Source organism: Bhargavaea ginsengi (assembly GCF_900109165.1).
Lineage (GTDB): Bacteria > Bacillota > Bacilli > Bacillales_A > Planococcaceae > Bhargavaea > Bhargavaea ginsengi.
In genome coordinates this window covers 19,124-39,536 of record NZ_FNZF01000006.1, presented here as the reverse complement: position 1 = coordinate 39,536, position 20,413 = coordinate 19,124, and the positions used below count along the sequence as shown (strand labels likewise).

The 20,413-nt window shown below is 54.8% G+C and carries 24 protein-coding genes; 9 read left to right on the top strand and 15 right to left on the bottom strand.

Features of this window, described 5'->3' with window-relative positions; all coding sequences use genetic code 11:
- Positions 1-101: 101 nt before the first annotated feature.
- Both BMX91_RS13190 and BMX91_RS13185 read right to left on the bottom strand, forming a co-directional pair.
- A complete protein-coding gene (locus BMX91_RS13190) occupies positions 102-1,379 on the bottom strand; it encodes an ABC transporter permease (RefSeq protein WP_092055203.1) in 1,278 nt (425 codons plus the stop codon).
- Positions 1,369-2,067, bottom strand: coding sequence for an ABC transporter ATP-binding protein (locus BMX91_RS13185; protein WP_092055202.1), 699 nt, complete (start codon positions 2,065-2,067; stop codon positions 1,369-1,371). Before BMX91_RS13185 ends, BMX91_RS13190 begins: the two co-directional genes overlap by 11 nt.
- A gap of 233 nt (positions 2,068-2,300) precedes the next feature.
- On the opposite strand from BMX91_RS13185, the gene BMX91_RS13180 reads away from it, so the two are divergent.
- Positions 2,301-2,771, top strand: coding sequence for a GtrA family protein (locus BMX91_RS13180; RefSeq protein ID WP_092055199.1), 471 nt, complete (start codon positions 2,301-2,303; stop codon positions 2,769-2,771).
- Positions 2,772-2,862: 91 nt separating this feature from the next.
- On the opposite strand, the gene BMX91_RS13175 is transcribed toward BMX91_RS13180, so the two are convergent.
- Both BMX91_RS13175 and BMX91_RS13170 read right to left on the bottom strand, forming a co-directional pair.
- The gene (locus tag BMX91_RS13175) at positions 2,863-4,428 is read right to left on the bottom strand and encodes a flotillin family protein (protein WP_092055197.1); all 1,566 of its coding nucleotides are present in this window, start codon (positions 4,426-4,428) and stop codon (positions 2,863-2,865) included.
- Between the two features lie 50 nt (positions 4,429-4,478).
- Positions 4,479-5,021 (bottom strand): NfeD family protein, encoded by a 543-nt coding sequence (locus BMX91_RS13170; RefSeq protein ID WP_092055194.1) that lies wholly within the window; start codon positions 5,019-5,021, stop codon positions 4,479-4,481.
- 276 nt (positions 5,022-5,297) lie between these two features.
- On the opposite strand from BMX91_RS13170, the gene BMX91_RS13165 reads away from it, so the two are divergent.
- Positions 5,298-5,498 carry a cold-shock protein gene (locus BMX91_RS13165; RefSeq protein ID WP_092055193.1) on the top strand — a complete coding sequence of 67 codons (201 nt, stop codon included), beginning with the start codon at positions 5,298-5,300 and terminating at the stop codon, positions 5,496-5,498.
- A gap of 56 nt (positions 5,499-5,554) precedes the next feature.
- Here BMX91_RS13165 and BMX91_RS13160 read toward each other — a convergent pair whose 3' ends face one another.
- Positions 5,555-5,776, bottom strand: coding sequence for a hypothetical protein (locus BMX91_RS13160; RefSeq protein ID WP_092055191.1), 222 nt, complete (start codon positions 5,774-5,776; stop codon positions 5,555-5,557).
- Positions 5,777-5,807: 31 nt separating this feature from the next.
- Positions 5,808-6,248 carry a MarR family winged helix-turn-helix transcriptional regulator gene (locus BMX91_RS13155; RefSeq protein ID WP_092055189.1) on the bottom strand — a complete coding sequence of 147 codons (441 nt, stop codon included), beginning with the start codon at positions 6,246-6,248 and terminating at the stop codon, positions 5,808-5,810.
- A 145-nt stretch (positions 6,249-6,393) separates the two neighbouring features.
- Between BMX91_RS13155 and BMX91_RS13150 the strand changes: the two genes are divergently transcribed.
- From BMX91_RS13150 to BMX91_RS13135, 4 genes are all read left to right on the top strand, one after another.
- Positions 6,394-6,891, top strand: a complete 498-nt coding sequence (locus BMX91_RS13150; RefSeq protein ID WP_177168396.1) for a CarD family transcriptional regulator — start codon at positions 6,394-6,396, stop codon at positions 6,889-6,891.
- Positions 6,892-7,166: 275 nt separating this feature from the next.
- Positions 7,167-9,317 (top strand): MMPL family transporter, encoded by a 2,151-nt coding sequence (locus tag BMX91_RS13145; protein WP_177168395.1) that lies wholly within the window; start codon positions 7,167-7,169, stop codon positions 9,315-9,317.
- 137 nt (positions 9,318-9,454) lie between these two features.
- Complete coding sequence (locus BMX91_RS13140; RefSeq protein WP_092055184.1) at positions 9,455-10,390, top strand: ABC transporter permease subunit; 936 nt, start codon at positions 9,455-9,457, stop codon at positions 10,388-10,390.
- Positions 10,387-11,280, top strand: a complete 894-nt coding sequence (locus BMX91_RS13135; protein WP_092055180.1) for an ABC transporter permease subunit — start codon at positions 10,387-10,389, stop codon at positions 11,278-11,280. Before BMX91_RS13140 ends, BMX91_RS13135 begins: the two co-directional genes overlap by 4 nt.
- Before the next feature lie 35 nt (positions 11,281-11,315).
- Here the strand turns inward: BMX91_RS13135 and BMX91_RS15810 are convergent, their stop codons facing one another.
- From BMX91_RS15810 to BMX91_RS13105, 7 genes are all read right to left on the bottom strand, one after another.
- Positions 11,316-11,480, bottom strand: coding sequence for a hypothetical protein (locus BMX91_RS15810; protein ID WP_177168394.1), 165 nt, complete (start codon positions 11,478-11,480; stop codon positions 11,316-11,318).
- Positions 11,481-11,510: 30 nt separating this feature from the next.
- A complete protein-coding gene (locus BMX91_RS13130; protein ID WP_092055177.1) occupies positions 11,511-11,699 on the bottom strand; it encodes a hypothetical protein in 189 nt (62 codons plus the stop codon).
- A gap of 178 nt (positions 11,700-11,877) precedes the next feature.
- Positions 11,878-12,789 carry a DMT family transporter gene (locus tag BMX91_RS13125; protein ID WP_143059390.1) on the bottom strand — a complete coding sequence of 304 codons (912 nt, stop codon included), beginning with the start codon at positions 12,787-12,789 and terminating at the stop codon, positions 11,878-11,880.
- 74 nt (positions 12,790-12,863) lie between these two features.
- Positions 12,864-13,271, bottom strand: a complete 408-nt coding sequence (locus BMX91_RS13120; RefSeq protein ID WP_407640880.1) for an HIT family protein — start codon at positions 13,269-13,271, stop codon at positions 12,864-12,866.
- A 98-nt stretch (positions 13,272-13,369) separates the two neighbouring features.
- Positions 13,370-13,837 (bottom strand): hypothetical protein, encoded by a 468-nt coding sequence (locus BMX91_RS13115; protein WP_092055175.1) that lies wholly within the window; start codon positions 13,835-13,837, stop codon positions 13,370-13,372.
- 76 nt (positions 13,838-13,913) lie between these two features.
- On the bottom strand, positions 13,914-14,285 hold the full coding sequence (locus BMX91_RS13110) for an iron chaperone (RefSeq protein WP_092055173.1): 372 nt from the start codon (positions 14,283-14,285) through the stop codon (positions 13,914-13,916).
- An 18-nt stretch (positions 14,286-14,303) separates the two neighbouring features.
- Positions 14,304-14,945, bottom strand: a complete 642-nt coding sequence (locus BMX91_RS13105) for a pentapeptide repeat-containing protein (RefSeq protein WP_092055171.1) — start codon at positions 14,943-14,945, stop codon at positions 14,304-14,306.
- Positions 14,946-15,181: 236 nt separating this feature from the next.
- Between BMX91_RS13105 and BMX91_RS13100 the strand changes: the two genes are divergently transcribed.
- A complete protein-coding gene (locus BMX91_RS13100; RefSeq protein WP_092055168.1) occupies positions 15,182-16,327 on the top strand; it encodes a zinc-dependent alcohol dehydrogenase in 1,146 nt (381 codons plus the stop codon).
- 272 nt (positions 16,328-16,599) lie between these two features.
- Positions 16,600-17,382 (top strand): RsiV family protein, encoded by a 783-nt coding sequence (locus tag BMX91_RS13095; protein WP_092055165.1) that lies wholly within the window; start codon positions 16,600-16,602, stop codon positions 17,380-17,382.
- 47 nt (positions 17,383-17,429) lie between these two features.
- Here BMX91_RS13095 and BMX91_RS13090 read toward each other — a convergent pair whose 3' ends face one another.
- On the bottom strand, positions 17,430-18,392 hold the full coding sequence (locus BMX91_RS13090; RefSeq protein WP_092055162.1) for a bile acid:sodium symporter family protein: 963 nt from the start codon (positions 18,390-18,392) through the stop codon (positions 17,430-17,432).
- Positions 18,393-18,520: 128 nt separating this feature from the next.
- Between BMX91_RS13090 and BMX91_RS13085 the strand changes: the two genes are divergently transcribed.
- The gene (locus BMX91_RS13085; protein ID WP_092055160.1) at positions 18,521-19,660 is read left to right on the top strand and encodes a CAP domain-containing protein; all 1,140 of its coding nucleotides are present in this window, start codon (positions 18,521-18,523) and stop codon (positions 19,658-19,660) included.
- Positions 19,661-19,705: 45 nt separating this feature from the next.
- On the opposite strand, the gene BMX91_RS13080 is transcribed toward BMX91_RS13085, so the two are convergent.
- Positions 19,706-20,266 carry a superoxide dismutase family protein gene (locus BMX91_RS13080; protein WP_092055157.1) on the bottom strand — a complete coding sequence of 187 codons (561 nt, stop codon included), beginning with the start codon at positions 20,264-20,266 and terminating at the stop codon, positions 19,706-19,708.
- Between the last annotated feature and the right edge of the window lie 147 nt (positions 20,267-20,413).

Sequence of the window (20,413 nt, the reverse complement as noted above, 5' to 3'; positions counted from 1 at the left end):
ACAGGCCGCCCGACCGGCAACGGCGGGCAGGCTCTTACATAGGAAAAGGCATCCGAAAAAGCTCGGATGCCTGTTTCATTTACCGGGTAATCACTTACTTCTCAAAGCTCATGCCGCAGTGCACCAATGACGTCCGTCTTGGTCGCTTTGCGCGCCGGGCGCCAACCGGAGATCATTGCGACGCTCAATGAGATCGCCGAGGCGATCAGGACAAGCTGCCATGGGATGACGGAGAACGTCACTTCGAACGAGTCGCCTGTTTCGCCGCCGAGCGCTGCGTCTACAACAATTGGGAGAATGGCATTGGCCGCAAAACTCACGCCGTAGGAGATCACGACCGCGATGACCGTGCCGACAATTCCGATCCAGGCGCTTTCCATAAGGAACAGCCTCTGTATCAGTTTCGGTCCGGCGCCGAGCGCTTTCATGACGCCGATTTCACGCGTCCTTTCCGTGACAGCCATCGTCATCGTGTTGAAGATGCCGATCGACGCAATGAGGATCGCGATCGTTCCGACAAAGATGAGTCCGGCCTTGAGCGCGAGGAAGAACACATCAATCTGCTCGATCTCCTCGGATACGGAATACACCGAGTACCCGTCGTCCTTCAGAGTCTGGGTGATGGCCTTTACGTTGGCCAGGTCATCCGCATACACATTCACCTGGCTGCTCGTGAACGGCATGTCTTCCTCTTCGGGCAGGTCTGCGGACGTTGCCGCGTAAGCCGTTTCCATTTCCCCGATCAGTGACTGGTCGACGTAGAGATAACCGTCGAACGCCCAGTCCTTGCCCGGCTCCTCTTTAATACCGACAATTGTGAGCGGGACTGTTTCCGCTCCATCCTCAGATTCGGAAAACGACAGGTTCACTGTCTTGCCGATCAGTTCCCCCTCAAAGTAAGCAGGCTCTTCGTCTTCAGCGGTTTCCACACTTTCATCGACGAGTTGCTCTGCGAATTTCGAGCCGACGATCGCTTCACCCTGATTTTCCGGGAACCGGCCCTCCGCAAGCTTGAAGCCGGATGCCTGTTCATCGCCAAAATTTGTGAAGTGCGTGTTCATGCTGCCGGTGTGGCCCTCCACTTCGCCCATCACCACCGGAACGAGCTGCTTGCGGTAGACGACCGCCTCGACGTGATCGATCTCCTTCATCGCATCAGTCTTCGCGTCGGTCATGTCCTCGCTGTACACTTCAATCTGGGTCACCATCTGGTTCGACAGGATATCATCCTTGATCGTCTTCTGGAGCCCGAAACCGACCGACGCGAGGACGATCAGGAACGCCGTGCCCATCGTCGCGGCAAGCACCGTCATGAACACCCGGAGCCGGTTCCGCCGGATATGCTGGCGGACAAACCCGATCTGATCCTTAAACGACATGGCGGAGGCCCCCTTCCGTTAGTTCGCCATCGTGCATCCGGTACTGGCGGTTCGCGATGGCCGCGACCTCGTCGTCATGCGTAATGATGACGAACGTGATGCCGTATTTCCGGTTGAGGGACAAAATCAGGTTCAGGATGTCCTGCTCGGTCTCGGAGTCGAGGCTTCCCGTCGGTTCATCCGCGAAGATGACCGGCGGCTCGGTGATGAGAGCCCGTGCGATGCCGACCCGCTGCTGCTGGCCACCTGACAGTTCGTTCGGATAATGGCCCCGGATTTCCGTGAGGCCGGTGCTTTCCAGCAACTCCTCCACTTTCCGCTTGCGCTCCGCCGCCGGCACACCCTTCAGCGTCAGCGGCAGTTCGATGTTCTCGAATGCCGTCAGTCCGGGCATCAGCTGGAAATTCTGAAAGACGAACCCGAAACGCTCCAGCCTGAATGCCGCGCGCTGTGCTTCATTCATTGCAGTGAGGTCCGTGCCGTCCACAAGCACCCGTCCGGTATCCGGCTGCAGGAATCCCGCGAGGATATGAAGAAGCGTCGACTTCCCCGACCCGCTCCGCCCGACAATCGATACGATTTCTCCGTCCCGCGCCTTCAATGACAGTTCTTTTAAGACGGGCACTTCCGTCTCCTTTCCCTTCTTGCCGACCCGGAACGAGTGGGACAGCTCCTTCACTTCGATCATGTTCATTCCTCCAATAAGTAGTTGGTGGTTTCAGTATAGGGGGAGAATCTGAAGGAATACGGAGGAGGAAAATGAAGATTTTCTTAAGGTGGGAAGGCGAGTGTTTACATTGGCCGGCCGAGACTGCACAATCAGCCCGTGAGATTACACATTGACGTTGGGAAATTACACATTCCTGCTCCGATTCACCCGGCTTCCCTACGGGTATGAGACTATAAAAAGGAGGTGCGGCCATGAAGAAAATCCAGAAAGAGACGTACCGCACCTTCAGCTGGTTCACCCTGTCGGCCGTCGCCTCATTCGCCATCGACATCGGCCTGTTCTGGGTGTTCTCGAGGTGGCTCGAGGAAGACTCTCCGGTCATGTACATCACGTTTGCAACGGTGATCGCCCGTACGATGTCCGCAGTATTCAACTATACCGTCAACCGGCGGCTCGTCTTTAAATCAGGGTCGAAAAACTCATTCCTGAAGTATGCGGCGCTTGTCCTCTTCAACATGGCGGCATCCGCAGCGCTCGTCACCGGAATCCATTTCCTGTTCCGGTTCATCAATGAAACGCTCCTGAAAGTCTTCGTCGACTTCGGCCTGTTCATCGCGGGATTCCTTATACAGCGGGCCTGGGTGTTTGCAGAAAAGCGCGGCCGCCGGGGAACCGATAAAAGCTACTCTCATAACACACAAAAAACCCCTGCCCGGAAATGATTCTTTCTGAGCAGGGGTAGTGTTCTGTTTTAAATATTACAAACCCGAAATCCATGCACATGCGGCACAGACTCCGGGTTCGTTCACTTAATCATACTTCCACCTTTTCCACATCTTCCGTCGGTGACTCCTCATCGGATCCGTCCGATGTTTCCTTTTCCCGCTTCTCCTTCATTTCAAAAGCGATGTCATCGAGGCTCGGCCGCAGATTATGCTTGCCGGAGTAGTTTTCGAGCATTTCCTTCACGTCGATGCCTGAGCTAGCCTTGAGTGATTCCTGCAGGCTTGTCATGAGGCCTGTTGCGTAGCCCGCGACACGGTTGGCTCCTCCGCCTTCCCCGCCGCCTGTGTCAACGACGGTGAGTTTATCGATGTTGCTGAGCGGTGTCGCGACGTTTTTCGCGTATTCCGGCAGCATCCGGACGATCATGTCGAGCACCGCTGCCTGGCCGTACTGCTCGAATGCTTCGGCAATCTTGCGTTTGGCTTCCGCCTCGGCAAGACCTTTCAGGCGGATGACATCGGCTTCCGATTCACCCTGCGCGCGCTCGGATTCGGCTTTGGCGATCCCGTCGAGACGGATCTTTTCGGCATCTGCCTTCGCGCGTGCTTCGATTCGGTATTTCTCGGCATCGGCTTCGGCAAGCTGCTTGGCCTTGTCGGCGGCAGCGCTCTGCTCGACTGCGTAACGGTCGGCGTCGGCCTTTTTCTTGACCTCGGAATCGTACTGGCGCTCCCGGCGCTGGATTTCCTTTTCTTCGAGCTCGATCTGCTTCTGGCGCTCGATGATGCGCACCTGCATCTCCTGCTCGGTGACTTCCTGCTTGGCGCGGGCGGATTCCAGCTCGTACGCCTGGTCGGCGCGCGCTTTCGCGACGTCCTGCTCTCGGCGGTATTCCGCGACTTTCAGCTGGTTATCCTTCTCGGATTCCGCGATTTCGGTCGACCGGAATATTTCGGCCTGCTTGGCTTCCTTGTCGGCCTCAGCGCGCTTGATGCGTGTTTCCTTTTCCGCTTCCGCCGTCGCGATATCGGCATCGCGTTTGACCTGGGCGATCCGCGGCTTCCCGAGCGAGTCAAGGTAGCCGTTTTTATCGCGTACATCTTTAATAGTAAAGGAAACAATCACGAGGCCCATTTTCGCGAGGTCATGCGAGGCGACGCGCTGCACTTCCTGGGAGAACTTGTCGCGGTTCTTATAGATTTCTTCTACAGTCATCGAACCGAGAATCGAGCGGAGATGCCCTTCCAGTACTTCCTTCGCTTCATTCTCCCGGTCTTCCTTGGCCTTGCCGAGAAACTGCTCGGCTGCCGTCGCGATCTCGGAGATCGAACCGCCGATCTTGATGATCGCCGTGCCGTCTGCCATGACAGGCACACCCTGCTCGGTGTACACTTCCGGCGTCGTCACTTCGAGCTTGCTCGATAGCAAGCTAAGCGGTTCCGCCTGCTGGAACACCGGCAGGACGAACGTTCCGCCGCCGCGGATGATCTTGATTTTGTTGCCCGCTTCATCCGTGTGCACAGTTTTCGAACCGAGATAGCTTCCCGTGACGATCAGCGCCTCGTCCGGCCCCGCGGTGCGGTAGCGCGTCACATAGACACCGATGATGGCCAGAAGCACAAATGCTGCAATACCGACTGCAATCCAAACCATATGTGTTGCCCCCTTTTATCAGATATAAGCAGAACAGCTAGAGGAGATGTTCATGACAATTCCCTGAACCGGAGCGGCTCGTATTCCTTGACGATAAGCGTGCCATCGCTGATTTCGATGATCAGCACTTCCCTGTCATAATCGATTGCGGTATTTTCCAGGCCAGCCGCGCGCTTCGAGATAAGACCGTTTACCGTCTCGATGACGATTTCCCCGAACCCATCTTCGGGAACCGGCGTGATTACGCGCCCGACCTGGCCGAGGAGCGATTCTTCGGTGTAGGCGGTCGACGCCTCGGCTGACTTGAGCGGCAGAAGAACAAAGAAATAAAGAAGAAACGACAGTACTGCCGAGATGCCCGCTGACACGCCCAAGATCACTCCGCTCCCAAGCTCTGTCACATTCTCGAAGATAAATCCTGAAGCCGACAAAAATGTAATGAATGCCAGGATGACCGCCGGATTCAGGAAAGGCAGCGCCTCCCCGGCACCGTCCGCCACATCCCCGAAAAACAGATAAAGTACGGTTGCCAGCCCTGCGGTGACCAAGACAATCAGGTACAGCTGCTCCACCGGCAGCCCGAATACACTCATCCTCCCCACCCCCTCTGTTTGCTTACCTTCTATACGTCATAAGGATTTGAATGGTTTCAATAATTTCTCAAAAATCGAATGAAGAAGACAGAGGTCTGTCTTCTCAAAAGTCTCAATCATTTCCCTTGCAATGATCTGGATAGGCTGTTATGATGTAGAAGAATTATTTTTGTTCGGCAATGACGTTCGGATGGATTTCGGTTCATCCTGACACATCAAGACTTGAGCAAGGATAGTAACACATGTGTGTCGAACGGCACCAAGGAGGAAACAAACATGGAACAAGGTAAAGTAAAATGGTTTAACGCAGAAAAAGGCTTCGGTTTCATCGAGCGCGAAGATGGCGACGATGTATTCGTACACTTCTCCGCTATCCAGCAAGACGGCTTCAAGTCCCTTGATGAAGGTCAGGAAGTAGAATTCGAAATCGAAGAAGGCCCACGCGGACTTCAAGCTGCGAACGTCTCCAAGATCTAATCTGAGACTTCCATTCCAAAACGCCGTCTCCCCCGGGAGACGGCGTTTTTTTGTATTCAATAAGGATTGGCGAGCAGGAAGCCCATCAGCAGCAATGCTACGATCAGGAGGTTCCATCCCCGCTTTTCCCCTTCCTTCGGTCGGATGACCCGGTAGACGAAGGCGATCGCAAATGCGAGGAACATGAACCTGAACAGCTCGCGGTTGAATATGGAAGCCACCAGGATCACCAAAGCAATCCCGAAAAGGATCTTCTCGGCCAATGACAGATTCCTCAATCGGATTCCCTCCCGCATATTGACTCTTACCTTACGATTCCCTTTTCTTCAGTTCCCAATCCACCGCCAGGATTTCCTTAAGCGCCGCAACACTGTCGGCCCCGATCGCCTCGGCGATTTTCTCTTCCAGTTCCGATTTCAGCTGTTCATTCTTCCTATAGCACTCGTGCCCAAGCCCGGTCAGCCGGACGCGCTTCACTTTTTTATTCCGTTCATCATCAGCTACTTCGACAAGCCCCTTTTCCGACATTTTGCGGATCAGCTTGTGGGTTGCCTGGCGGGTGATATCCACCTGCCGGCTCACCTCGGCGATGGTCGGTTCTCCTCCATCGATCCTCGCCATGAGGAACCATTCCGAATTGGAAATGGGAAGGTCTCCCCGTTTGTTCCAGCGTTCCTCCGCGAGCCGGCGAAGCTGGAAGTGCCGCTCCCCCAATAAATCGATCAAATCCAGGCGGCGCATGTCCGACATATCAACATTCCTCTCTTCGGCCAATCATTAACGGGTTTATCATGACAAGCATGGCGCACATTGTCAACTAAATTGACAAATCCCGCAAGCTGGCGTATACTGAATGTAAACTAGGTTGACGAAATACCATAAGGAGGCCATGCGGATGTTTGAGATTGGTGATGTTGTTATCTACGCAGAGCACGGACTATGCAGAATCGATGACATTTGTGAAAAGGATCTGTTTGGCGAGAAACGGCTGTATTATGTGATCCATCCCCTTTCCGAGACGTCGCTAAAGATCAGCACGCCGGTGGATGCGAAAAAGAAAAAAGTCATAAGGACAATGGACCGCTCCGAAGCCAAAGATCTGCTCGAGGTGTTCGGAAGAGGGGACATCGAGTGGATCGACGACGCAAAGCAGCGGGCACGCACCTATCATAACCTTGTCCAAACGGGCGAGAGGGAAAAGATCGCTGCCGTGGCCGGCGCCCTTATGGACAAAAAACTCAACACTGACCAGAAAATGTACGATCAGGACCGCAAAATCCTGAACACTGTCCAAAGTCTCCTGTTCAGGGAGATGGCCATGTCCCTCGGCACCACCGTGGATGATGTGGCAGAACAGGTGGAAGAGCGACTCTTAGATGGCGTCCTTCAATAACATGCAACGATGCGCATCCCGGAAACGGGGTGCGTTTTTTGTTGTGGGGAGAGCCACGCACCCGCGCGGGCTTGATGTACTTTCGCGCAAGCTTGGTATACTTTCGCATCGGCTTAGTGTACTTTCGCGCCCTCTTACTGTACTTTCACACTGGCTTGGTGTACTTTCACGCAACCTTAATGTACTTTCACCTCAATCCCCCCTCTTTATCGCCACGCCCTTCCCGCACGACAAATCCTCTTCCTCTCATGTAAACTATTGGAGAAAAACAATCTATGATTGACCTGAAAGGAAGAAGCCTTTTGCGCACGTTAGCGAATTTCGTCATCCGGTTCCCGAAGTGGATCATTGCGGTCTGGATCCTGATCGCAGGGTTCATGGCCTACCAGGCAGTTCAGCTGCCTGGCGTCCTCGAGGGGGACGGGTTCCGGATGGACGGGGAATATGAACAAGTGGCCGACCGCCTGACGGATGAATTCGGCCTGCCGGCGGAGACGATGTTCCTCGTCTTCGAAAACATGACTGATGAGGAAATCGAGACGGCCGTCTCGGATGTGGAGGATCTGGGACTCGCAGAGGAGATCGTTTCTCCACTGGAAGACGACTCCCTCTACACAAAGGAACTGTCCTACGCCCTTCTTCATTTTGAAGAAAACGCGGATATGAGTGAAGCGGTCTCCTCCATCCAGGAAACCGCCGATCATGACGGCGCCGTCCTTACCGGCGGCACCGCGATCAGCGAAGACATCAACAAAGCGAGCCAGCGCGACCTGGTCAAAGCGGAAGCGATCGGCCTGCCAATCGCCCTTGTCGTCTTGCTGCTCGCGTTCGGTTCGGTCGTCGCGGCACTTGTGCCGTTCTTTGTCGGGATCGCCACGATCATCACGACATTCGGCACGATGACTTTGATCGGCCAGTCGATGGACCTGTCGATCTTCATGCTGAATATCGTGCCGATGCTCGGACTTGCACTGAGCATCGACTTCTCGCTCCTGTTCATCAACCGGTACCGCGAGGAGCGGAAAAAGCAGTCGGTCGAGGGAGCAGTCCGGACGACGATCCTCACTGCGGGACGATCTGTCCTGTTTTCGGCGTTCTGTGTGTTTATCGGACTGGGTGCCCTGTTCATCATCCAGATCGACCTGTTCAAGAACATCGGCGTCGGCGGCATGGCGGTCGTCTCGCTTGCCGTCCTGTCGTCGCTCACCCTGCTTCCGGCCGTTCTGCTCGTTCTCGGCGACCGGCTGAACAAGTGGACCATCCTTAAGGTGAAAGAGGAAGGCGCGAGCGGCTGGCGCAAGTTTGCGGAACGTGTCATCAAGCGTCCCGTTCTTGTCACAATCGGTGCCCTCCTTATCCTCGGGGTCTTCATGATTCCGGTAAAGGATATGGAACTGACCATTCCAGAGATGGACTCCCTCCCGGCTTCCAATGACACCCGCCAGGCGTTCGAGAAGATCGAAGATGAATTCGGCCTGTCGAACTCCACGGCCTACCTCATTGCAGAGCGCGAGGGCGGTTGGGAAGACGAAGATGGCATCCGCGAAATCGAGAAACTGCAGGACGCTCTTCTCGATGACAGCCGCACCGATGAAGTCTCCACTATCTTCACCGAAGGCGAGATTGAAGATGCCGACACCTGGCTGCAGGCCACCCAGATGCCGGAGACTGCAGCCGCCGTCGAGCCGCTCCTTGATTCCTTTATCGAAGGCGACTCGCTCCTCGTCCCGGTCACCCTGAAGCCGGAAGGCGCGTCGGCCGAGGCCCAGGAGTGGGCGCGCGACTGGGCAGAGAAAGATACCGAATGGAACCTGTCGGTCGGAGGTTATCCGAAGTTCAACCAGGAAATCTTTGATGAGATCTGGGACAAGATCGTCTATGTACTCGCGATCATCATCGTCTCGACTTACATCATCCTGATGATCGCGTTCCGCTCCGTCCTGATTCCGCTGAAGGCGATCATCATGAACGTCATCGGCCTGTCCGCGGCATTCGGAGCGCTCGTCTACATTTTCCAGTACGGCCACTTCGGCCTGGAAGCGGGCACGATTGCGCTGATCATCCCGGTACTCGTCTTCAGCCTCGTCTTCGGACTCAGCATGGACTACGAAGTGTTCCTCATCTCGCGTATCCAGGAAGAGTACACGAAGGACTATGACAATGACCGCGCGACGGTCGAAGGACTTGCCGCGACAAGCAAAATCATCACGTCCGCGGCACTGATCATGATCGTCCTCACCGGCGCATTTGCGTTCACCGAAGTCATGCCGGTCAAGCAGATCGGCGTCGGCATCGCGATTGCCGTCGCCATCGACGCGACAATCATCCGACTCCTCCTCGTGCCGAGCCTCATGAAACTGTTCGGCAAGTGGAACTGGTGGATGCCGTTCCGGAAAGGGCCTTATAAGGGCGGGAATTGGCATTAAGTTAACATGACAGAAGCGGCTTGCCCGATTACGGAGCAGCCGCTTTTATTTTTATATCGCCAATTTATAGATAATTAGAATTACTCTTGTAGTATAATTAATGAAATAATTCCTTTTACATACAGGGGTGTTTCTTCTTGATCAAAACCATCTCACTCCGGACAGCCGTCTGGCTTTTCTCATTCGTGATTCTTGTCTTGCTTCTTCTGATCCCGATGGACACCGTTTTTGAGGAGGGACGAGGCGGCTCGTTCATGGGTGCCACTTATGACTACCAAATCCAGAACCACGTCGCCAATATCCAATCCTTCTTCACGTACATTTACGAAACCGGAGGGCTGGGCACGGATGAAGCAGGCCGCCCGATCATGGACCAGGTCACATCCGTCTTTTTGCGGAGTATGCTCATTTTCATGCCGGCCATCCTCATCGGATTCTTCGTTGGCATCGCCAAAGGAATTTTCGATTTCAACGTAAGGAAAACACAGGCGAAGTTCATCGGACAGCCGGCCACCATCGGCTTCTTGTCTGTGCCGGATATCGCTATCATCATTTTTATTCAGCTGATGGTGCTCCTCCTTCAAAGCTACGGCCTGGTCGAGATCGATCTGTTCGGTCACGATAAAATCGATAATGTCCTGATGAATATCCTTTACCTGTCGATTTATCCGGTCATGTTCATCGCGAATATCACATTCAAGACACTTGAGACCGAGCAGGGCCTGGACTATATCCGCACCGCGCGTTCAAAAGGGACCGGAGAACTGAAAATCTTGTATCGGCACATGCTGAAAAACGGCCTGCCGAAAATACTGGCGTACTCCAACACCATGGTCCTCTACACCCTTTCGAACCTGTTTATCGTTGAAGTGTTCACGGAATACAGGGGAGCGGCCTTTTACATGTATCATACGCTTGGCAGTTCAACCAATTTTTATGTCGGCGCGCTCGTCTCCCCGAATATCATTTCGCAAATCGGCTATATCTTCATGTTCACCCTTGTGATTCTGGCATTCAACATCGTTTCAGGGGTAGCGCGTTCAGCCATTTCGCCACTGGAGGATGAACGATGAACCGGACATTATGGATCGGATCCGTCATGATCGGAACCGTACTGATCATGATCTTATTCGGCCCTTATCTGCCATTGGTGGATGGCTCAATGGACCGGACGCTCGTTTTGAGGGATTCGGATGGCACGCTGCTCGCTCCTCCCATCCCGCCGTCCGACGATTTCCTCATCGGAACGGACCGGAAAGGAGTGGATCTCTGGTCCAAGGTGATTATTGGGGCCAGGGAGACTTTCTACATACTCGTCGTGATTGTGGCAGTTCGCATAGTGGCAGCCCTTCTCATTTCAATAGGCGCGTTTTACTTGAAGAGCCTGCGCTTCCTGATGAATCTGTGGAACTCCTTCTTTTCATTTATGCCGACGATCTTCATCATCTGCATTTTGCTGGCGATTCCCGGCGTGATGTTCTCCGATCACCGGTCCTTTTGGGTGCTCGTCATCATCTCGGCCGTCGAGGTCGGGAGGTTGGCCATGGTGTTTTACGAAAACCTGCAACAACAGCGGAAACAGACCTACATGGAAGCCGCCATCACAAACGGAGGCAGCAGATGGACGCTATTCAAGAATTACTACTGGCCGTCCCTGGTGAGGGAACTCGCTATTACGACTCCGATGGAAGCGGGCCGGGCGATGATCCTGCTTGTCCAATTGGGCGTCATCGGCATCTACGTCAATCAGCAATTCTTCTCGCAAATGGACAGGAGTTACCGGGCCGTCGAAACATCCGATTCTTGGCCTGTTCTTTTAAGCAATCTTCAGCAGGACATCTATTCGGCCCAGTGGATTCCGATTGCCGCGCTGGTCGCGATGACGTTTTCCATCATCGGCTTTTACCTGTTGGCAGAAGGCCTGAAAAAGCTTCAGGCCAGGAAGGTACGGCGTGAAATCTAAATTGCAGCAAATGAAAAGCAGCCGACCCGTGACGGTCAGCTGCTTTCCTTTTTTTCCGGGATGAACAGGCCCGCAATGTAAAAGCAGCCGATGCCCAAAAGGATTTTCAACAGTGTTCCGATGATCCCAATCCCATCAATCGTCAGAACGAAGATAAAGGAGCCAATCAGGATAAATAAGCATCCCATTGCCGACCTCATGATGCAGCCCCCTTTACACCCGCCTATGCATCAGGATTGCCGGCTCTGTTCCCATGGACTCGGTTTGTTAGCCCACTCCCAGATTGCCAGGATTACGAAGGCGGCCAGGGCCACGCCCAGATTATCGGCAAGCCGAATCTCACCCGGCCCCACCGATTGCCAGATGCATGCGACCACAAATAACATCATCGGAAATCTGATCAGTTTCATTAATTCCATTTAGCCCTTCCCCCCTGTTTACCACCATCCGAAAAGATTTGAAAACAACAGGACCCCGAGCAGGAACCCGGCCCCGAACAAAAGGAATCGAATGATGTTTTTCCGCTTGTCCATCTGACCCACCTCCTGCTTTACAGCCTCTTTATTCCATCCTAGCATAATTTCCCTGCAACATCCGCTACTCCGCTGCGGGTTTCTTGCTGAACGCCATAAAGACAATCATGGCGATGATGGCAGCCGTCCCGGCCCATTGGAACCCGCCGAACGGCTCGTTCAGCCAGAAAACCGTCGTCAGTACGGCGGCAAGCGGTTCGAGGCTTCCCAGAAGACTGGTTTCCTTCGGCAGCAGGCTCTGCAGGCTCTCGATGTAAAACCAGAAAGCGATCATCGTGCCGAAGATGATGACAAATGCGATGTAGCCGAACGCTTCCGCCGTCAGACCCGACAGATCGATCCGCCAGGGCGGATGGATAAAGCTCAGCGCAACCCCGCCGATGACCATCGCCCAGCCGACAATGACCAAAGAGTCGTACCTCGCGAGAAGCGGGATGGCATACAGCGTGTAGAAAGCCAGGGAGACCCCTGAGAGAACGCCCCAGATAATGGCCGGAGCCGGCACGGAAAGACCTGAGAGCGAGCCGTTGGTCAACAAAAGAAAACAGCCACCCAGCGCAAGGACAACCGTAACCAGATCCTGCCGGCCGAATACAGTCTGCCGGCGGATGACCAGGTAGAAAATGATCATGACCGGCGCCAGGTATTGGAGCAATGTGGCCACCGCGGCATTGCCGTGCCGGATAGAGGCCATATATGTATATTGGACCGCCAGCATGCCGAGAAGTCCGAAAACGACGAGTTGAGCGCCGGTCCGTTTTTCTTTCCAGACACCCAGGACCTGGGAGCGGTCTTTCAGGAAAAACTGGATGCCGAGCAAAAGCACCCCGGCGATCAGCAGCCGCGTCGAAACCAGCCAATTGACCTCAATCCCATACTCCTGAAAAAGTTTTTGGGCGACCGTGCCGCCGACGCCCCATAAAGTGGCGCCGATAATCACAAGCAGGAATCCTGTTCTTCTTGCAGCATCCCCCATCACACTTCACCTTCCATTTCCCCGGTCAAACAATAAGACGCTTCCGTTTCAGGAAAGCGCCTCTCTTTATGATGTCATCGCTGATCTGCCGGTCCGGACCGTCTGTTGTCCCGGCTTTTCAGCCAATGCCGGATCCCTTTTCCCGCAAACGGTTCGTCTTCAAATCTCGGAATGACATGCAGGTGAGCATGCATGATATGCTGGCCGCCGGACTTCCCGGCATTCCAGCCGACATTGTAACCGGATGGCGAAAACTTGCGGTCCAGAAGCTCCTTGGCTTCCGCCAACAGCTCCTGCGTCGCCCCCCATTCCTCGGGAGTGAGGTCGAACACCGTCTCCCGGTGCGCGACCGGCACGATAACGCCGGAGCCTTGCAGCACTTCTTGCGGCGTCTGGAGAAAAAGGCACAGTCTGTTCTCCAAGATGACCTGCTGGCCATCCATCATTTCCAAATCGCAGAACGGGCAGACTGCCTCGCTCACTGATCCACCTCGTAGAATACCCAGAAACTCAGCAGGACGCCGATAATGACGAGGATAAAGATGGCGATGAACGCCATCACAAACTTTTTCCCGTCCATTTAACGGGCGCCTCCCGATTGCAGGCGGAAACCTTCTTCATTCAGATAGACATGGGCTTCCTTCGCAGAGCCGAACCCTTCCTCGAGGTTTTCTTTAAAGTACAGATTGAAGTAGCCGTTCTCTTCCTTCAGGTGGAGTTGAGTGCCTTCACGGTTCACCCAAACCTCGTCGACTGGCTCTCCTGCAGGATCACTCGAAAGATAGCGGATCGCTTCCGCAAGCACTTCTTCCATTTCCTCCACCGAGAAATCCCGGATGTTGATGAAGCCTTTTTTGTCAGCCTCATACTGCGGAAGCTTGCCGACATAAACGAATCCATTGCCGTTTTCGTGCAGGTGACGCACGACAATTTTCTTCTCATGAAGCGATTCTTCGAAATGATAATTCACGCGCCCCATTGATACTTCCTTCCGGGTCAGTTCCGGAAATTTTGCAATGATGGCTTCTTTTTCTTGAAAACTGAGCATGCTAAAACACCTTCCTTATCTTTTCCTGTATTGATGGAATGCAGTTCCTTCGGATTCGCCGGGCACTCGCCCTCTTTTAACTCCGCCAGAAAGTCTTGCAGTCCGCTTTGTCTTCAATGTTGAACTCGATGAACTTACGGAGCAGTCCGTAATCCATCTCTTTTTTCCATGGCATGCGTACCAGTTCCTTCGTATGTGCAAATCCTGCAGCCCCGATGTCATCACCGAACTCGATCATCGCTGCCTGTTCGGGGGCGACGGACAAGTGGTTTTTTGCGACGCTGAAGCCGATGATATACGTTCCGTGATCCGTGAACATCGGCTGGTTCCATTTGATCACCGGCTCAAGGCGGGGGAAGGTATCGGCAACCCAACGGAGCACTTCCTCCGTCCGGTCCCGGTGATCCTGATTGTCGATGCCTTTCAGAAATCCGGCAAACGCCTCCATAGGTGCACCTCCTGTCTCTTAATCTTCTTCCACGACCAGCCCGAATGTCCGGGCAAATCCGATCGCCTGCTCACGTGTCACTTTGCATCCCGGGAGCTTCGACGGCGTAACCGTGATCCGGCTGAACTCCGCTTTCGTCAGGTCGATGCCGTCAAGCGAGGTATCGAGGAAACTGATGTCATTAAGCCGGTTTCTTCCGAATTCCACGCCCTTCATGGAGCAGTCGACGAAGTCCGCAGATTCCAGCTCGCATCCTTCAAAGACCACTTGGCGCAACTTGGAAAAGTTGAAGCTCGAGTAGCGACCGCCGCAGTCCGTAAATTTTACGTCCCGAAGCATCGATTCACTGAAGATAGCACCGGTCAGCTTGGTCCCGCGGAACTCGCAGCGGTGCAGCGAAGAGCGGGAAAAGTCCGCATTCGACAGGTCACACCCTTCGAATACGACATCCAGCAATTCTGAAGCGGGTGCGCGAAAACCGCGGAAGTCGGTTTTCCGGAACAGGACACCATCGAAAATAACACGGCCGTCGGAGGTTGCCTGCCCGCCTTCCACACACACCGCTCTGACGGAAGCATCCTCTTCTTCAAATGACTCTTCCCACACGGATTCCGGCAGTAACTTATTTATTTTTGGTACCCGGACCTTTATGCCGGTCATCTTGTCCACCACTCAGAAAGGATGATGAACAGGATTACCACGCAGATTGCGAGTACGTAAAACCACATCGGCACACTGTCCATTCCGAAAATCATGCGCTCTCCTCCAGGCCCGCCGATTGCGGGTTTTCATGTTCCAAGTATACCTGTCCGTCCGCTCCGGCGCATCCCAGGCGTTTATCCGGCATGGAAACCGGAAACTTATGAAGGAGACACCTTAAAGGAGGAGTTTGTTCAATGAGAGCCGTCACTTTCCAGGGTACCAAGGACATCCAGGTCAAGAATGTGGAAGCACCGAAGATCGAGAAAGACGATGACATCATCATCCGCATCACCTCCACAGCCATCTGCGGCTCAGATCTGCACATCTACGCCGGTTCCATCATGACACGTCCGGGATATGTCATCGGACACGAGCCGATGGGCATCGTTGAAGAAGTCGGCCCCGCCGTGACAAAAGTGAAAAAGGGTGACAGGGTCGTCATCCCGTTCAACGTGGCCTGCGGTGAATGCTGGTACTGCACGCATGACATGGAGAGCCAATGTGACCACCCCGATACGAATCCGACACCGGGCACCGACTTCGGCGGCTATTTCGGCTACACGGAAATGTTCGGCAACCACCCGGGCGGACAGGCCGAGTACATGCGCGTGCCATTCGGAAACTTTCTGCCGTTTGTCATCCCGGAATCGGCCGAAGTACCGGATGAAGCTGTCCTCTTCATGTCTGACGTCCTCCCGACCGCCTACTGGAGCGTACTCCACTCCGGCGTGAAAAAGGGAGACACGGTCATCGTGCTTGGATGCGGCCCGATCGGCCTCATGACCCAGAAGTTCGCCTGGATGATGGGCGCCAAGCGGGTCATCGGTGTCGATAACGTCCCTTACCGCCTGGCAAAAGCAAGGGAGATGAACAAAGTCGAGACGGTCACCTATCGCGACCCGGAAGAGACCGGCAACTATCTCAAGGAACTTACATCCGGCGGCGCCGATGTCGTCATCGACTGCGTTGGCATGGACGGCGAGAAGACCGCTCCCGAGAAAGTGCAGCAGAAGCTGAAGGTCCACGGTGGCTCGCTCACCGCGCTCCGTACCGCACACCGCGCCGTGCGCCGCTTCGGCACTGTCCAGCTTACCGGCGTTTACGGCCTGTGGTACAACGCATTCCCTCTTGGGCGCTTCTTTGAGCGCAACGTCACGATCAAGTCCGGGCAGGCACCTGTCCCGCACCTGATGCCGGAGCTGTTCAAGATGATCACGGAACACAAGCTTGATCCGACCGAGATCATCTCCCATATTGTCCCGCTCGAAGAAGCTCCGGTTGCCTACAAGACCTTTTTCGAGCATGGTGATGAATGCACCAAAGTCATCCTGAAACCGTAACCGTCTCTGAAAAGGGCTTTCCGATTTACCGGGAAGCCTTTTTTGTATGCCGGAAAAAAGTGTTCCGGGCGGAAATAATTGTACAATCCTCGGGATATTAAAATCCATTCCGCCTTTGCCGGAATTGTCACAAAGCCTGCACCCACGCATGCTTTTGTCATTTTCCCTCCCTTTTCAAGGGAATCAATGGTATACTTGACGAATTAATAGGGGGGTCACCCGAACCATATAAATAACGGGTGGCCAAAAAATAGAAGGGCTGATTTACATCCATGAATACGCGAATGAAGCGGCCGGGCTGGCCTGCATGGACCATTTTGGCTGTGCTGGCCCTGTTCACGGTGTTCGGATTCGCCTTCTCGCAGACCGACGAACCGGCTGCGATCGGTGAAGATTCAGGCATTGCGGACGCGGCCGTCACGGAGGCCCGGGATACAATCGGGGGCCTCCGCCTTCAGACGGTAATAGAAGAGACGAAATGGTACACAATGGACATCAATACGGTGTCGGCGGACCACTCCAACGTGGAGAAGCCGATCACCAAGTGGATCGACGAGCAAAAAGCCCTCTTTGAAGGCAGCGTCGATAAATATAAAGAACAACTCGAAAACGGGGAGCGTGCCCATCTGAAGCTTACGGCAGAGGAATTGCCCCATGCCGGGGCGCTCTACAGCCTGCTTTACACCTCCTACCAGTACACCGGGGGCACGAACGGCATTACGAAAATCAAGCCGTTCAACATCGATCCGGTACAAGGCCAGATTGTCGAACTGTCGGATCTGTTTGATCTGACGGCTGATGGCGAGGCGATCCAGAAACTGGTGCGGGCCGAAATCCTCTCCCAGGAGCCGCTGGAAGAAAATCTTTTCGAAGATCTTCTCACCATGGCACTAAATGACCCGTCCTCCTGGAAATGGGCCATTCGAGAGGACCGGATCTCCGTTTATTTCGATGAATATGAAGTCGCTGCCGGTGCCGTAGGAATCGTCCGTGCGGACATACCGCTCGATCAACTGCGCGGTTTCCTGAAAGAGGAATACGCCGGACGGCTGTGACCCGGCTAATCCAAGACCCCAAGACGGGTCTTTTTTTTCTTTCCTTTTCATACAGTATGCCCGTCAACTTCCATGCGGCGGTGGCGCCGTTCGATCACTTTGCCGAAAACAGCCGCCAGCACCTGTTGGAACAGCATGCCGCAGACCACCGGCAGCGCGACTTTCGCCGGGAAGTAGACGGTCGCGATGACGACCCCGAGGGCGATATTTCGCATGCCTCCGTTAAAGACGAACATGACAGAGATGTCCGGGCTGTGTTTCCAAACTTTCTCTCCGACCAGCAGCGCAAACGCATATCCGGATGCGGCAAGCAGCAGGACACCCCCTAAAACTTTAAGCAGTTCCAGGTCGAAATCCTTCAGATAAGGCGCGATCACACTGCTGTTGATGAGCACGATTGCGAAGATTGACAGCTTTGATACCGGTGAAAGCCTGGGGCCGAGCCGCTTTCCCGCCCCGCCTTTGGTCCACTCGTTCAGCAAGAGTCCCGCGAGCGAAGGCAGGACGACCATCAGCAGCAGATCCAGGACAAGCGCACCTCCATCCACCGATACCCCCTGTCCCGCCACCACAAAAAGCGTGGCCGGGATAATAAGCGGCGCGAGCATGGTGTCGATGAGGATGATCGACAGGCAGAGCGCCAGGTTCCCCCGGTAGATGCTGACCCAAATGATGCTTGAGACCCCTGTCGGCACGGCCGCCGACAGGACAAACCCGATGGTCAGCAGGTGATCATCGAAAACCAGCACTGAAAACAGGTAGGCCCAGGCCGGGATGAGCAAATGAAGAAAGGCGAGGCTCAACAAGGCGGCCAGCGGATGGCGCACCGCATTCTTCAGATCCATTACCCGCATCCCAAGGCTGCCCGCAAACGTCATGAGGGCGAATATCCATGGGACGAGGCCCAGGAGCCGGCTTCCCATATCTGCAAGCAGCACGCCGGCAACCAGACAGAGCGGCGTGATGACCGGCATCCCCTTTTTCAGGAAGCCGTCGAAACGTTCCAGCATGCGTGATTCCTTCTCTCTCTGTATCGTTGGAGACCATTATACCCCTGGAACCTGCAGCTTTCGAACAGGCGGATGCATGAATGTCCGATGTTGGTGGTAAAATGGAAAGATAAAGGAGGTGATTGTGCATGGTGAAACGGTTATTCGGATTGATCCTGCTGGCCGTCATCGTTTTCATTGCCCGGCCGCTCTGGGAAGAGCCGCTTTCCCGCGTCGTCGATCTGTCATTTCTGGACCGGGTGGATGCGCTGATAGCAGATATTGGCGGACAGCCCGCGTTCGACCAGGCCCTCGGCAAGCTGAATCAAGGGGCCAATTCTCTTTATGCCAAGCTGGAGCAATCCGTTAAGGACGAACGCGCGCGGCAGACTTCCGGCGGAGAGGCGGAGAAGCCAGAGCTTGAGCAGCCCGAATCCGTCCCGGTCACCGTGCACAATATCGGGATCGGTGACAACCGGGAAGTCGTCCAGGCAGAACTCGGTGAACCCGCCCGCTCCACGATGAACGAATACGGCGTCGAATGGCACGCCTACCATGACGGCTATCAAAACTTTGCGATGGTGTCGTTCGACCCGGAAGGACGCGTCAACGGGCTATATACCAACCAGGACATCATCGCTTCAGCGAGCGGCATCGCCTACGGCTCCCAGAAAGCGTCGGTCCGCGCGGAATACGGGCGCCCGCTCGACCGGATCGTAAAGGGGCGCAGCGCTTTCCTTATCCAGAGCAACGGCGAGTATGACGTGTTCGAGCTGGACGGCAGCTATGTGACCATCTTCTATGACCTCCACCGGAACGATACTGTGACGGCCGTCCAGATCATAGAAAAGGAACTTGAGCAATCGCAGGATGCATTGTACGGAGCCGCCGATGCGGATCTGAAGGAAGGCTTCGAGCGGCAGCTGTTCGATCTGACGAACGCCGCGCGCGTGGCACACGGCTATGGCGCCCTCGACTGGGACGGGCGCACCGCCTCCACTGCTGTGCGGCACAGCGAGGACATGGCTGTGAACGACTACTTCGCCCACGAAAACCAGCAGGGCCAGTCACCGTTTGACCGCATGGCGGAAGACGGCATCCAGTTCCGCGGCGCAGGCGAAAACCTCGCCTACGGACAGCCGAGCAGCATCTTCGCCCACGAAGGCCTCATGAACTCGCTTGGCCACCGGAAAAATATCCTGAACGAAGACTTCCGCATGCTCGGGGTGGGGGTGGCCTTCAATGGCGAAGACCAGCCTTACTATACGGAAAACTTCCTGTTTAAATGAACAGAGGAAAACCGCACGCCGGACGCGTGCGGTTTTTTGTGTTCCTCATTTTTTATTGAATGCGGCGCAGGCGATACGGTCGCCGGAATTCCCGGCCGGATCCGTCTTGTAGTCATCCGGCCCTGCATGGACAACGACTGCGCTGCCGTCTTCATCCAGCACATAGCCGGGATGTCCCTCCTTCAGGGAAAGATACTCCGACACCGTCTCAAGGTCCACCTTGCCCTCTTCGTCCACTTCAATGTTCGGAAGATCGCCGGCATGGAAACCTTTCGGATTATCAAATCCATGCTCCTTCTGATCCGGATTGTAGTGAGCACCGGCGGACTTGAAGTCAGGCGGTGTGCACTCACCCTTCTCATGGATATGGATCGCCTTCACTCCGGGTTCCAGCCCCTCCGCGGTGATGCGGATGCCGGTCCCCTGCTTGCCTCCCGTGAGAAGTACCGTCCCGACCGTCTCACCTTCTGTATTGATCAGGTCCGATTCAACGGCGGTCGTCACCCCTTCGCTCATAACCGGAATCTTCTCTTCCTTCCCCATCTGCATCCCGCATCCGGAAAGGATTACGGCTGCGGCAGCCGCTCCGTATATCCACTTTTTCATTTGTTTCCTCCTCCTTCCTTTGGAGGATGGTCAAGGCGGAGAAAAGGTATTCATCGGTCGGGCACTGCGGCGACGGCGGCAGTGAAATTTGGAGTATGGAGCGCACGGTTGGAGTATGGCGGCAGCATTTGGAGTATGGGACGCACG

Excerpts from the sequence above, each read along its gene's own strand:
- BMX91_RS13190 (WP_092055203.1), bottom strand. The coding sequence starts at position 1,379 with ATGTCGTTTAAGGATCAGATCGGGTTTGTCCGCCAGCATATCCGGCGG.
- BMX91_RS13185 (WP_092055202.1), bottom strand. The coding sequence starts at position 2,067 with ATGATCGAAGTGAAGGAGCTGTCCCACTCGTTCCGGGTCGGCAAGAAG.
- BMX91_RS13180 (WP_092055199.1), top strand. The coding sequence starts at position 2,301 with ATGAAGAAAATCCAGAAAGAGACGTACCGCACCTTCAGCTGGTTCACC.
- BMX91_RS13175 (WP_092055197.1), bottom strand. The coding sequence starts at position 4,428 with ATGGTTTGGATTGCAGTCGGTATTGCAGCATTTGTGCTTCTGGCCATC.
- BMX91_RS13170 (WP_092055194.1), bottom strand. The coding sequence starts at position 5,021 with ATGAGTGTATTCGGGCTGCCGGTGGAGCAGCTGTACCTGATTGTCTTG.
- BMX91_RS13165 (WP_092055193.1), top strand. The coding sequence starts at position 5,298 with ATGGAACAAGGTAAAGTAAAATGGTTTAACGCAGAAAAAGGCTTCGGT.
- BMX91_RS13155 (WP_092055189.1), bottom strand. The coding sequence starts at position 6,248 with ATGTCGGACATGCGCCGCCTGGATTTGATCGATTTATTGGGGGAGCGG.
- BMX91_RS13150 (WP_177168396.1), top strand. The coding sequence starts at position 6,394 with ATGTTTGAGATTGGTGATGTTGTTATCTACGCAGAGCACGGACTATGC.
- BMX91_RS13145 (WP_177168395.1), top strand. The coding sequence starts at position 7,167 with ATGATTGACCTGAAAGGAAGAAGCCTTTTGCGCACGTTAGCGAATTTC.
- BMX91_RS13135 (WP_092055180.1), top strand. The coding sequence starts at position 10,387 with ATGAACCGGACATTATGGATCGGATCCGTCATGATCGGAACCGTACTG.
- BMX91_RS15810 (WP_177168394.1), bottom strand. The coding sequence starts at position 11,480 with ATGAGGTCGGCAATGGGATGCTTATTTATCCTGATTGGCTCCTTTATC.
- BMX91_RS13130 (WP_092055177.1), bottom strand. The coding sequence starts at position 11,699 with ATGGAATTAATGAAACTGATCAGATTTCCGATGATGTTATTTGTGGTC.
- BMX91_RS13125 (WP_143059390.1), bottom strand. The coding sequence starts at position 12,789 with ATGGGGGATGCTGCAAGAAGAACAGGATTCCTGCTTGTGATTATCGGC.
- BMX91_RS13115 (WP_092055175.1), bottom strand. The coding sequence starts at position 13,837 with ATGCTCAGTTTTCAAGAAAAAGAAGCCATCATTGCAAAATTTCCGGAA.
- BMX91_RS13110 (WP_092055173.1), bottom strand. The coding sequence starts at position 14,285 with ATGGAGGCGTTTGCCGGATTTCTGAAAGGCATCGACAATCAGGATCAC.
- BMX91_RS13105 (WP_092055171.1), bottom strand. The coding sequence starts at position 14,945 with ATGACCGGCATAAAGGTCCGGGTACCAAAAATAAATAAGTTACTGCCG.
- BMX91_RS13100 (WP_092055168.1), top strand. The coding sequence starts at position 15,182 with ATGAGAGCCGTCACTTTCCAGGGTACCAAGGACATCCAGGTCAAGAAT.
- BMX91_RS13095 (WP_092055165.1), top strand. The coding sequence starts at position 16,600 with ATGAATACGCGAATGAAGCGGCCGGGCTGGCCTGCATGGACCATTTTG.
- BMX91_RS13090 (WP_092055162.1), bottom strand. The coding sequence starts at position 18,392 with ATGCTGGAACGTTTCGACGGCTTCCTGAAAAAGGGGATGCCGGTCATC.
- BMX91_RS13085 (WP_092055160.1), top strand. The coding sequence starts at position 18,521 with ATGGTGAAACGGTTATTCGGATTGATCCTGCTGGCCGTCATCGTTTTC.
- BMX91_RS13080 (WP_092055157.1), bottom strand. The coding sequence starts at position 20,266 with ATGAAAAAGTGGATATACGGAGCGGCTGCCGCAGCCGTAATCCTTTCC.